Raw genomic sequence first — 11753 nt, 5'->3', positions numbered from 1 at the left:
CCCGTACCGTTGAGTGCGTGTACCGGTTTCTGCTGACGCCCCGTTGGTGGGGGATCAACGTCTTCGTGCTGCTCGCCATCCCCTTCTGCGTGTTCATGGGGTCGTGGCAGCTGGGCCGGTTCGAGGCGCGGGTGCAGGACCATCGCACCGCCGGTGAGCTGGCCGAGAAGGCCGAGCACGAGGCGCCCCGTCCGCTCACCGAGCTGCTGCCGGTGGACAAGGCGACGTCGGGCCGGCAGGTCACCGCGAGCGGACGGTACGGCAAGCAGTTGCTCGTGCCGGGCCGGGAGCTGGACGACCGGCAGGGCTACTACGTCCTGACGCTGCTGCACACCGACGACGGCAAGGCCCTGCCGGTGGTACGCGGCTGGCTGCCGGGCGACGCCGGCCGGGCCGAGGCCCCCGCCGCGCCCACCGGCGAGGTCACGGTCACCGGCGCGCTCCAGGCGTCCGAGGTGCCCGGTGAGAACGGCGTGCCGGCGCAAGGGGGCCTGCCCGCCGGCCAGACGGCGGCGATCAGCGCGGCGACGCTGGTGAACCTGGTGCCGTACGACGTCTACGACGCCTGGATCACCCTCGGCAAGGCCGACTCCGGTATGAAGCCGGTCCCGGCGGCCGCCCCCAGCGACACCGGCCTCGATCTGAAGGCGTTCCAGAACCTCGGCTACACCGGCGAGTGGTTCGTCTTCGCGGGCTTCGTGGTCTTCATGTGGTTCCGCCTCCTCCGCCGCGAGGTGGAGTCCATCCGGGACGCGGAACTGGGCCTGCTGCCCGAGGGGGAGCCCAGCGGCGTTCCGGCCCCGGAGAAGACCGGCGCCTGACCGCCGGGCGTCCCGCCCTCAGACCCCCTGCGCCCTCACACCCCCTGCAGCACGCCCGTCCAGTACACGACCCCCGCGCACGCGTTGGACACCGTCACCGAAGCCGTCGGCGCTCCCGCCTCCGCGGTGAGGGAGATCGTGACGCTTCCGTCGGCCGTGGTGTCCTCCCTCAGCAGCTGGGTGGAGGTGCCGGTCTCACCGCCCGTGGAGGTGCCCTCCGTCGCGCCGGTGGTGTTCTCGGTCGGGGTCGGGTCGGGCGAGGGGTCGCCCGTGCCGCCGTCGCTCTCCCCCGTCGTGGGGCAGGTCGCCGAGGGGACCCAGCCGAACTTGACCTGGTAGGAGTCGCCCGGCTTGAGGACGAGGGCGGTGAGTTCCAGGGACGGGTCGGGCAGGCCGGCCGCCGCGTCACCGGCGACATGCCGCAGGTCGGAGATCTTCGTGCTGTCCGCCGCGCCCGCCGTGACCAGGCTGACCCCGCCCGGGCCGCTCACCGTGCAGTCGGCGGTGGAGACGTTGCTGAAGGTGAAGGTGCCGTACACCGTGCCCGACGATTCGGGGAGGTCGGTGGTCCCGCCGGACGTGCCGAGCTGCTCGGCGGTGCACGCGGCGACGCCGGCCGGGCTGGTCGCCAAGGGGTCGGTGGGGCTCCCCGAGCCGGTACCCGGACCGGTACCGGTGCCGGTGCCCTTGTCCTCGTCCTTCTCGCTCCCCTTGTCCTTGTCCTCGGTCTTCCCCGAGGAGCCGCCGGACGTGCTCTCGCCGCCCTCCGTCTCCTTGCCCTGACCGGCGCCCCCCTGCGCCTGTTCGCCATGGCCGGCGTTGGACGAGTTGACGTTGGAGCCGGTGGAGTTGGAGACGTGCACCAGGGCCGGGACGGCGGTGCCGACGAAGAGCACCGCGGCCGCCGCGCCGACGAGCGCCTGCCGCTTGCGCGCCCGCCGGGCCGGCACCGCCCGGCGCAGATGGTCCAGCGTGCCGTCGCGCGGCTCGATCTCCTCGACCGCGTGATGGAGCAGGCGGCGCAGTGCCAGCTCATCCGAGTCGAACCCCTCGGGGCCCTGTTCGTCGGGGCCGTGGTTCACAGTTCCGTTCCCAGCGTGCGATTGCTTCGGCTGTTGCTTGTCCGGCCGCCCGGCCGGCTCGGTCCTCCCCCCCGGCCCGAAGGGCGTGGGGGGATCCCCGGAGGGCTGGTCAGGGACGTGCGGACCGCGCCGCTCGTCATGGTCCTCGCTCATGCCGGCGCCTCCATGGCGACCCGCAGCGCCGCGATGCCACGCGAGCCGTACGCCTTCACCGAGCCCAGCGAGATGCCGAGCGTCTCGGCGACCTGCGCCTCGGTCATGTCCGCGAAGTACCGCAGGACCAGCACTTCGCGCTGCCGGCGCTGCAGACCCTTCATCGCCTTGATGAGGGAGTCCCGCTCCAGCTGGTCGTACGCCCCCTCCTCCGCGCTCGCCATGTCGGGCATCGGCTTCGACAGCAGCTTCAGACCGAGTATCCGGCGGCGCAGGGCGGAGCGGGAGAGGTTGACGACCGTCTGACGGAGGTACGCCAGCGTCTTCTCCGGGTCACGGACGCGCTTGCGCGCGGAGTGGACGCGGATGAACGCCTCCTGGACGACGTCCTCGCAGGAGGCGGTGTCGTCGAGGAGGAGGGCCGCGAGACCCAGCAGCGAGCGGTAGTGGGCCCGGTAGGTCTCGGTGAGATGGTCGACGGTCGTGCCGGCCGCCGCGTCGTTCTCGGCCTCGGCGCCGTCGCGCTGACTGGGTATGCGGGCGGGCCGCGCTGCGGGCATGGGCGCGATCACCGGCATGCCGCCGGGCGCACCGGGCATGCGGGATCGGACGGGCCGGCGGGGCGGCCGTAGGGCCGTGCCGCGGGTCGCCGCAGTGAAGTCGAGTACCTCTGCCACGCCAGTTGGACACGCATCCCCCCGCGAGGGTTGTACGTGCCGGACGTCACTTTTGCGACAGCTTCCGCAACCGACCGTCTCGCGCCAGGCAGCACAGCTGACCGTGCGTCAAACGCCCACATGCCTACCCGCTCTTCCCTTATATCCCATATGGGCGGGCGTCCCCACGCCCTGCCCATCCGGCGTCCCCACGCCGGAAAACGCGTCTCCGCGCCCCATAAGGGCGACCGCAAAGACGCACCCCGCCCTGCAAGCGGTTGCAGAGCGGGGAGGAAAATCTTCAACTGCCGATAGTGTCCGGTTCAAGTGGTCCGGACCATCGATCGGCTCACACTTTTCACACAGATCCTACAAACGATCCGTTCGGAGCCCAGGAGTTTTCCGGCGCCACCGGCACCTGAGAGCCCGTGAACAAACCCCCGCCTGTGCTGCGACGCCCGGCACGCACGCTCGCCGCGTTACCGAACGCCGCAGCACCCGCCCTACGGGCGGACGACGGGGGTTTGTTCACGGGCTCTCACCGCAACTCCGCCGCCACCAGCTCCGCGATCTGCGCGGTGTTGAGGGCCGCGCCCTTGCGCAGGTTGTCCCCGCAGACGAAGAGTTCGAGCGCCGTCGGATCGTCGAGCGCGCGCCGCACCCGGCCGACCCAGGTCGGGTCCGTGCCCACCACGTCGGACGGCGTCGGGAACTCCCCGGCCTCCGGGTCGTCGTACAGCACGACCCCCGGCGCGGTGGCCAGGATCTCGCGCGCCTTGGCGACCGTGACCTCGCCCTCGAAGCGGGCGTGCACGGTCAGCGAGTGCCCGGTCAGCACCGGCACCCGCACACAGGTCACCGCGACCGGCAGCTGCGGCAGTCCGAGGATCTTGCGGGACTCGTTCCGCACCTTCATCTCCTCCGACGACCAGCCGTCCTCGCGCAGCGACCCGGCCCACGGCACGACGTTCAGCGCGACCGGCTCCGGGAACGGCCCGGTGTCGTCGCCGACGGCCCGCCGTACGTCACCGGGGCTGGTCCCCAGCTCCGTGCCGGCGACCATGGACAGCTGCCGGCGCAGGGTCTCCACGCCGGCCCGCCCGGCCCCGCTCACCGCCTGGTACGAGGACACCACCAGGGAGCGCAGCCCGAACTCGGCGTGCAGCGCGCCCAGCGCCACGATCATGGAGAGGGTGGTGCAGTTGGGGTTGGCGACGATCCCGCGCGGCCGCATCCGGACCGCGTGCGGATTGACCTCGGGGACGACGAGGGGCACCTCCCGGTCCATGCGGAAGGCGCCCGAGTTGTCCACCACCACCGCGCCCTTGGCGGCGGCGATCGGCGCCCACCGGGCGGACACCTCGTCGGGTACGTCGAACATCGCGACGTCGACCCCGGCGAAGGCCTCCTCGGTGAGCGCCACCACCTCGACCTGTTCACCGCGCACGGCCAGCTTGCGGCCGGCCGAGCGCGGCGAGGCGATCAGACGGATCTCGCCCCAGATGTCCGCCCGCTGGGACAGGATCTGGAGCATGACCGAGCCGACGGCTCCGGTTGCACCCACGACCGCGAGCGTCGGTCGACGGGACGCCATTCCCGCCATCAGCGCCCGGTGCCCCCGTACACGACAGCCTCGTCGCTGTCGGAGTCGAGTCCGAAAGCGGAGTGCACGGCGCGGACGGCCTCGTTGACGTCGTCGGCGCGGGTGACGACCGAGATGCGGATCTCGGAGGTCGAGATCAGCTCGATGTTCACGCCCGCGTCGGACAGCGCCTTGAAGAAGTCGGCCGTGACACCCGGGTTGGTCTTCATACCGGCGCCGACCAGGGAGATCTTGCCGATCTGGTCGTCGTAGCGCAGGGAGTCGAAGCCGATGCCGCTCTTGTTCTTCTCCAGGGCGTCGATGGCCTTGCGGCCCTCGGACTTCGGCAGCGTGAAGGAGATGTCCGTCAGGCCGGTGGAGGCGGCGGACACGTTCTGCACGATCATGTCGATGTTGATCTCGGCGTCGGAGATCGTCCGGAAGATCGCGGCGGCCTCGCCCGGCTTGTCCGGCACACCGACGACCGTGACCTTGGCCTCGGAGGTGTCGTGCGCGACACCGGAGATGATGGCCTGCTCCACGTGCTTGTCCCCTTGATCGATCGGCTCGCTGCTGACCCACGTGCCCTGAAGTCCGCTGAAGCTGGACCGGACGTGGATCGGGATGTTGTAGCGGCGGGCGTACTCCACACAGCGGTGGAGCAGCACCTTCGAGCCGGACGCGGCCAGCTCCAGCATGTCCTCGAAGGCGATCCAGTCGATCTTCTTCGCCTTCTTGACCACGCGCGGGTCGGCGGTGAACACGCCGTCGACGTCGGTGTAGATCTCGCAGACCTCGGCGTCGAGGGCGGCGGCCAGCGCGACAGCGGTGGTGTCGGACCCGCCACGCCCCAGCGTGGTGATGTCCTTCGAGTCCTGGCTGACGCCCTGAAAGCCGGCGACGATGGCGATGTTGCCCTCGTCCAGCGAGTCACGGATCCGGCCCGGCGTCACATCGATGATCCGGGCTTTGTTGTGGACCGAGTCGGTGATGACACCTGCCTGGCTGCCGGTGAACGACTGGGCCGAGTGGCCCAGGTTTTTGATCGCCATGGCCAGCAGGGCCATCGAGATCCGCTCTCCCGCGGTCAGCAGCATGTCGAGCTCGCGCCCGGCAGGCATCGGGGATACCTGCTCGGCGAGATCGATCAGCTCGTCCGTCGTGTCGCCCATCGCGGAAACCACGGCGACCACCTGGTGGCCGTTCTTCTTGGCTTCCACGATCCGCTTGGCGACGCGCTTGATGCCCTCGGCATCGGCTACGGAGGAGCCTCCGTACTTCTGCACGACAAGGCCCACGTGCGCTCCTCGCTCAGTCCGTGTGTGTCGGCTCAGTCTAACGAGCGTCCGAATTCGACCTTGGGGTTCCCAGATGGTGAGATCCGGCGCTCGGAGTGGTGTCTGCCCGGCCAGGGGTGGGGCAACCGGTTTAGTGGTGCAGTTCACTCGGGGGCTGAGGGGGCACACGCGCCCCCGGCGCCCGCCGGAAGGACGCGGGGCGCGAAATCGGCCATTGACGCTCTCCGTAGTCGACCGCTAACTTCGCGTCGTCGTCGCCACACCAGGGGCACAAGGCTCCATCGGGACTAGCGACGCGAAGGATCCTCCTCCTTTGACGACTGTGACCGCTTCAGAGATCCAGCACGTCACGCAAGCCGATCCGGATTTCCCGGCCGGCCTTTTCGAGAGCCGGCCCTTCACGCCCCACTGCGAGGTCATCCGCACCGCAGGCGACCACGCCGTCATCGGCGTCTCCCCCGGCAACAGCTACTTCTCCGCCCGCCGCGTCCACGACCTGGCCCGCTGGGGCCTCGCCCTCTTCGAGCGGGTGGACTTCGTCTACACGGACCTGTACGTGGCCGAGATGTACGCGGCGTCGGGCTATCCGCCCGACGACGCGCGCCGCAAGGCGGTGAAGAACCTGCGCGGGGTGCGGGCCAAGGTCCTGGGCGCGGTCCAGGCCGTCGACCCCGGCGGCACCCGCCTGTACGCGCACGCCATGTCGGACTTCCGCGGCAACCCGGCGTACCGCGAGATCCACGACCACCTGCAGGCCCGCCTGGCCACCGACGACGAGTTCCGCACGACCTGCGAGAAGCTCGTCGACTCCTTCCTGGCCGAGAAGGCGGGGCGCGCGAGCGACGCGCAGCGCGAGGTCTGCCTGGCCTACGTCTGCGCCGAGGCACCCCTTTTCCTGGACACCCCCGCCATCCTGGGCGTCCCCTCCTCGCTCAACTGCTACCACCAGCTCCTGCCGATGGCCGAGCTGCTCTACTCCCGGGGCGCCGGCCTGCGCGCCTCCCGCAACCAGGGGCACGCCATCGTGACGCCCGCAGAGGGAGCCACCGATGCCCACTGAAACCCTCATCGACTTCCCGTTCTCCTGGCGCGGCGACCAACTCCCGTCAGAGGTGGAGGAGTTGCGCACCACGACCCCGGTACGCCGGGTCCGCACCATCGCCGGCGACGAGGCCTGGCTGGTGTCGTCGTACGACCTGTGCAAGCAGGTCCTGGAAGACCCGCGCTTCAGCCTGAAGGAGACCTCGGCCCCGGGCGTGCCCCGCCAGTACGCACTGACGATCCCGCCCGAGGTCGTCAACAACATGGGGAACATCACCGGCGCCGGGCTGCGCAAGGCCGTGCTGAAGGCGCTGAACCCGAAGAGCCCCGGCCTGGCGGAGTGGATGCGGTCCTACGCCGCCGAACTCGTCGACGGACTGATCCGCGAGGGCGCTCCGGCGGACCTGCGCGGCGGCTTCGCCGACCCGTACTCGGCGGGCATGCACTGCCGGATCCTCGGCATCCCGCCGCAGGACGCGCCCCGGCTGATGCGGAGCCTGGACATCGCGTTCATGAACTCGGCCTGCCCGGTCACGGGTGCCCGGCTCAACTGGGACCGCGACATCGCATACATGACCAAGCGGCTCGACGACCCGGCGACGACGGGCCTGATGGCCGAGCTCGCCGCCCTGCGCGCGGACCCGGACTACGGCCACCTCACCGACGAGATGCTCGCGACGGTCGGGGTGACCATGTTCGGCGCGGGGGTCATCTCCACCGCGGGCTTCCTGACCATGGCGCTGGTGTCGCTCATCCAGCACCCCGACCTGCACGCCCGTCTCCTCGCCGACCGCACCCTGGTCCCCGCCGCCGTGGACGAGCTCCTGCGCGTCAACCTGTCCATCGGCGACGGTCTGCCGAGGCTGGCGACCGAGGACGTACGGCTGGGGGAGGTGGAGGTGAAGGCGGGCGAGCTGGTCCTGGTCCTGGTCGAGGGCGCGAACTTCGACCCGTCCGCCTTCCCCGACCCGCAGACGGTCGACCTGGCCCGCGAGAACGCCACGGCCCACCTCTCCTTCGGCGGCGGCCGCCACTACTGCCCCGCCACCGCCCTCGGCCGTAAGCACGCCGAGATCGCCCTGGAGACCCTGCTGGAGCGGATGCCCGGGCTGCGGCTCGCGGTGCCGATCGAGCAGCTGGTGTGGCGGACCGGGTTCATGAAGCGGATCCCGGAGCGGTTGCCGATCATGTGGTAGCGACCGGGTAGCAGTCGAGTGGCAGCCGATTTACCCGCTTATCGCCTGTTCACAGGCTCGGCGTCCGGTCGTCTTTAAAGTTCAACCACTATGGTTCGCCTGTGCGCGTACTTCTGGTGGAAGACGACGAACCGGTCGCCGAGTCGCTCCGGCGCGGCCTGCTGCGCTACGGCTTCGAGGTGGCCTGGGTCACCACGGGTGCCGCGGCGCTGAGCCACGCCGACCCCTACGACGTCGTACTCCTCGATCTCGGCCTGCCCGACACCGACGGTCTCGACGTCTGCAAGGCGCTGCGCGAACGCGGCGACGTACCGATCATCGTGATCAGCGCGCGCAGCGACGAGACGGACCGGGTGGTCGGGCTGGAGCTCGGCGCCGACGACTACGTGTCCAAGCCGTTCGGGGTCCGCGAGGTCATCGCGCGGATACGCGCGGTGATGCGCCGGATGCAGCCCCGCGCGGCCGCCGCCGAGGCCGGCCCGGACCGATACGGCGACCGCCTCACCATCGACCGCAAGGCGGCCCGCGTGCGCCTGGACGGCGAGGAGGTCACCCTCGCGCCCAAGGAGTACGACCTGCTGGCCTTCCTCACCGAGGAGCCCGGGGCGCTGATGTCGCGCGAGCAGATCATGGAGGCGGTCTGGGACGCCAACTGGTTCGGCCCGACGAAGACGCTGGACGTGCATGTGGCGGCGCTGCGGCGGAAGCTGGCGGGGGCGATCACGATCGAGGCGGTGCGGGGGGTCGGGTTCCGGCTGGAGATCGTCAAGGGCGGCCAGGGCGACGGCGGTAGCGGCGCGTCATGATCCGTCAGCTCATCCGCAGTTACGTCGGACTCGTCGCCGTCGCGATCGCGCTGTTCACCGTGCCGGTCGCCTTCACGCTCACCGACCAGCTGCGGGACGACACCGCGGACTCCGTCATGCGCGAGGCCAGGACCATGGCCCTGCTGCTCGGCAACGGGAACGCACCGTCGTGCGCGGCGTTGGTGGAGATGGCCGACGCGTTCGGCAGTCGGACACCCGGCGACGTCGAGCTGACCGAGCGCTGCGACACGAGCCTGCCGAGCCCGAAACAGGACGCGGCCCTCACCAAGGCCCTCGAGACGGGCGAGCCCACGACCGACTGGGGCTCCTCCTTCATCTGGGGACCGGAGCTGAAGATCACGGTTGCCGCCCGCCAGAGCGAGGTGGCCCTCGACGGCCGCAATACCGGCCGGGTCGTGGGCGCCGTACGCATCGTGTACTCGACCCACGACATGACCGGCAGGCTGTGGCAGATCTGGGGCTTCCGCGCCGGACTCGCGGTGGTCGTCCTCGGCGTGGCCGCCGTGATCGGCGCCGCGGCGGCCCGGCGTATCACCCGGCCGCTGCGCCAGCTCAACGACATGGCGAGCAAGTTCAGCGACGGTGATCTGACCGCCCGCTCCCCCGTGACGGGCCCCCCGGAGACCCAGACGCTGGCGCGCACCCTCAACCAGGGCGCGGAACGCCTGGACACGCTGGTCGCGGCCCAGCGCATCTTCGTGGCCGACGCCTCGCACCAACTCCGTACCCCGCTCACCGCGTTGCGGCTGTCGCTGGACAACATCGCGGACGGGGTGGACGACGACTTCGTCAGGGAGGACGTCGAGCAGGCGACCGCGGAGGTCGTGCGGATGAACCGGCTGGTGAACGGCCTGCTGGTGCTGGCGCGGGCGGAGGCGAAGGTCACCGCGGCGGAACCGCTCCCCCTGTGGGACATCGTGCGGGAGAGGCTGGCGGTGTGGAGGCCGGCCGCCGACGAGCGTGGAGTCACCATCACGCTCGGGGGGAGTGCCGACGGCCGGCCGCTTGTGCTGACCAGCCCCGGTCATCTGGACCAGGTGCTGGACAACGTGCTTTCGAACGCCCTGGAGGTGTCACCGGACGGCGGCACGATCACGGTCCGGGTGGAGCCGAGGGGCGACGAGGTGATCCTGTCGGTGGACGACGAGGGCCCCGGTATGTCGGACGCGGAGAAGTCCCGCGCCTTCGACCGCTTCTGGCGCGGCCAGGGCCTGACCGGGAAGGCCGGCTCCGGCCTCGGTCTCGCCGTCGTCAAGCAGCTGGTGACCGACGACGGCGGGACGGTGGCCCTGAGCGACGCTCCCGGGGGCGGGCTGTCCGTGCGGATCAGCCTTCGGGCATCTTCGAGGAGTGGTGGTTGACGATGAGCCACTCGCCGTTCCGCTTCTCGTACGCGTAGGTGTAGCGGGCCTTGACGGTGCTCTTCTCGCCCGTCTTGGGGTCGGTGAGCGCGAACTCGTAGGTGCCGGCGTCGATCACGGAGTTGGAGTCGAGGACGTCGACGTGCGACTCGATCTTCGTGCCGACCGGCTTGTTCTGCAGGAAGTGCTCGAAGTAGTCGACGATCTCGGCCTTGTCCGAGCGGACGTTGTTGGAGACGGTCGGCAGCAGGACCGCGTCCTTCGCGTACAGGGTGGCCACCTTCTTCGGGTCGCCGGTCTGCAGGGCCGCGTTCCACTGGTCGAACAGGCCGAGCACCTGCTTCCTGGTGGGCTGCTTGCTCTCACCCCACGAGGGCCCGGCGACGGCGGCACCGACGGCGACCGTGCCGACGGCGACCACGGCGGTGGCGGTGACCATGGCTGCGCGCTTGGTTATGGAACGACGAGTCATCGCATCTCCCGGACGGATCTGGTGGGTTCGCCTCCCTCCGCGTCCTGTCGGGCGCTTGCCTCTGCGGTGGAAGTGACTCCAGATTCGCCTGGCGCCGGTTAGGGGCCGTGCAGCGGACGTACAGCCCCGGGACAGGGCGTCACCAATTCACGCCGCGTGAGTGTCCGATCACACAGCGGCAGCCTTCCTGTGGCCGCGTCCGCGCACCAACCCGGCCCCGGCGCCGAGGGATACGACGCCCATGCCGACGGCGGACATGATGCCCTGCGTGCCGTCGACGACGAAGGGGGCGGCCGCGGCGACGACGGCGTTGAAGAGGAACAGGAACCACAGGACGGGGCGGGAGGAGAGCAGGGCCTTCATGGCGGTTTCCTTCGGGGCGGGGCCGCCGCGGCGGCCGTTGACCTGACGAGATCAACGATCCCGTTTGCCGAGGTCAGCCACGAGGGAGTGCGCTCCCGAAGGCGTGGTGTAGCGGGCTGCACCACCGGCGGACTCCTGCCTGCGGGCGCGGACGTCGAGGGGTGGGCATGGCGAGCGGGTGGACGGGCGACGCGCTGCTGGCCGGCACCGTGCTGCTCGGCTCTTGTGTCCAGTGGCTCACGGGGATGGGCTTCGCCCTGGTCGCCGTACCCGCCCTGGTGCTGCTGCCGGGACCGGCGCAGGGGGTCGTCCTCGCCAACTGCGCGGCCGGAGCGATCAGTGTCGTGGGCCTGGCGGGCGGCCTGCGGCAGGTGCGGCCCGGCGCGATGGTGCCGTTGTGCGCCGCGGCCGCCTGCACGGTCCCGGCGGGGGCCTGGATGACCCGCCAACTGCCCGAGCCCGTCCTGCTGTTGGTCATGGGCGGCCTCGTGACGGCCTCCGTACTGCTGGTCCTGCGCGGCGCCCGGGTACCGGCGCTGCGCGGCAGGCGGGGTGCGGTCGCGGCCGGCGCGGTGGGCGGGTTCATGAACTCCGCGGCGGGGGTGGGCGGCCCGCCGGTGTCCCTGTACGCCGTCAACGCGGGCTGGACGGTACGGGAGTTCGTGCCGAACGCGCAGTTGTACGGGGTCGTCGTCAACGCGTTCTCGGTGGCGGCGAACGGGGTGCCGGAGCTGAGCCCGCCCCGGTGGACGGCCGTGGTCGCGGCGATGGCGCTCGGCGGGCTGACCGGCAGGTGGCTCGCCGCGCGGACCTCCGAGGAGCGGGCCCGGCTGACGGTGTTGGCGTTGGCGTTGCTGGGCGGGGTGACGGCGGTGGGGAAGGGGGTGTGGGGGCTGTGAGA

At 70.9% G+C, this 11753-nt stretch carries 12 protein-coding genes; 6 read left to right on the top strand and 6 right to left on the bottom strand.

Annotated features, from left to right (window positions below; genetic code table 11):
- Window positions 1-17 precede the first annotated feature (17 nt).
- Window positions 18-821 carry an SURF1 family protein gene (locus ABIE67_RS25775; protein WP_370261783.1) on the top strand — a complete coding sequence of 268 codons (804 nt, stop codon included), beginning with the start codon at window positions 18-20 and terminating at the stop codon, window positions 819-821.
- Window positions 822-856: 35 nt separating this feature from the next.
- Here ABIE67_RS25775 and ABIE67_RS25770 read toward each other — a convergent pair whose 3' ends face one another.
- The 4 genes from ABIE67_RS25770 to ABIE67_RS25755 all read right to left on the bottom strand — a co-directional run bounded on the left by ABIE67_RS25770 (window position 857) and on the right by ABIE67_RS25755 (window position 5592).
- The gene (locus ABIE67_RS25770) at window positions 857-1903 is read right to left on the bottom strand and encodes a hypothetical protein (protein ID WP_370261779.1); all 1047 of its coding nucleotides are present in this window, start codon (window positions 1901-1903) and stop codon (window positions 857-859) included.
- Between the two features lie 149 nt (window positions 1904-2052).
- Window positions 2053-2733: a SigE family RNA polymerase sigma factor gene (locus tag ABIE67_RS25765; protein ID WP_370261775.1), complete on the bottom strand. Its 681-nt coding sequence runs from the start codon at window positions 2731-2733 to the stop codon at window positions 2053-2055.
- A gap of 517 nt (window positions 2734-3250) precedes the next feature.
- Window positions 3251-4315, bottom strand: a complete 1065-nt coding sequence (locus ABIE67_RS25760; protein ID WP_370261770.1) for an aspartate-semialdehyde dehydrogenase — start codon at window positions 4313-4315, stop codon at window positions 3251-3253.
- Window positions 4315-5592: an aspartate kinase gene (locus tag ABIE67_RS25755; RefSeq protein WP_370261766.1), complete on the bottom strand. Its 1278-nt coding sequence runs from the start codon at window positions 5590-5592 to the stop codon at window positions 4315-4317. Before ABIE67_RS25755 ends, ABIE67_RS25760 begins: the two co-directional genes overlap by 1 nt.
- Window positions 5593-5914: 322 nt before the next feature.
- On the opposite strand from ABIE67_RS25755, the gene ABIE67_RS25750 reads away from it, so the two are divergent.
- The 4 genes from ABIE67_RS25750 (at window position 5915) to ABIE67_RS25735 (ending at window position 10017) form a co-directional block, all read left to right on the top strand.
- Complete coding sequence (locus ABIE67_RS25750; protein ID WP_370268922.1) at window positions 5915-6652, top strand: tRNA-dependent cyclodipeptide synthase; 738 nt, start codon at window positions 5915-5917, stop codon at window positions 6650-6652.
- The gene (locus ABIE67_RS25745) at window positions 6642-7829 is read left to right on the top strand and encodes a cytochrome P450 (RefSeq protein ID WP_370261761.1); all 1188 of its coding nucleotides are present in this window, start codon (window positions 6642-6644) and stop codon (window positions 7827-7829) included. The genes ABIE67_RS25750 and ABIE67_RS25745 overlap by 11 nt, the downstream gene beginning before the upstream one ends.
- Window positions 7830-7930: 101 nt before the next feature.
- Entirely contained in the window at window positions 7931-8635 is a 705-nt protein-coding gene (locus ABIE67_RS25740) for a response regulator transcription factor (RefSeq protein ID WP_370261758.1), read from the top strand.
- Window positions 8632-10017, top strand: coding sequence for a sensor histidine kinase (locus tag ABIE67_RS25735; protein ID WP_370261756.1), 1386 nt, complete (start codon window positions 8632-8634; stop codon window positions 10015-10017). Before ABIE67_RS25740 ends, ABIE67_RS25735 begins: the two co-directional genes overlap by 4 nt.
- Here ABIE67_RS25735 and ABIE67_RS25730 read toward each other — a convergent pair.
- Window positions 9983-10489, bottom strand: a complete 507-nt coding sequence (locus ABIE67_RS25730; RefSeq protein ID WP_370261753.1) for an SgcJ/EcaC family oxidoreductase — start codon at window positions 10487-10489, stop codon at window positions 9983-9985. The two genes, ABIE67_RS25735 and ABIE67_RS25730, sit on opposite strands and share 35 nt — an antisense overlap.
- Window positions 10490-10657: 168 nt before the next feature.
- Window positions 10658-10852, bottom strand: coding sequence for a hypothetical protein (locus ABIE67_RS25725; protein WP_370261751.1), 195 nt, complete (start codon window positions 10850-10852; stop codon window positions 10658-10660).
- 167 nt (window positions 10853-11019) lie between these two features.
- Between ABIE67_RS25725 and ABIE67_RS25720 the strand changes: the two genes are divergently transcribed.
- Window positions 11020-11751 (top strand): TSUP family transporter, encoded by a 732-nt coding sequence (locus ABIE67_RS25720; protein ID WP_370261749.1) that lies wholly within the window; start codon window positions 11020-11022, stop codon window positions 11749-11751.
- Window positions 11752-11753: the final 2 nt, after the last annotated feature.

It is taken from the genome of Streptomyces sp. V4I8 (genome assembly GCF_041261225.1).
GTDB lineage: Bacteria > Actinomycetota > Actinomycetes > Streptomycetales > Streptomycetaceae > Streptomyces.
This window is presented reverse-complemented; position numbering and strand designations above follow the sequence as displayed.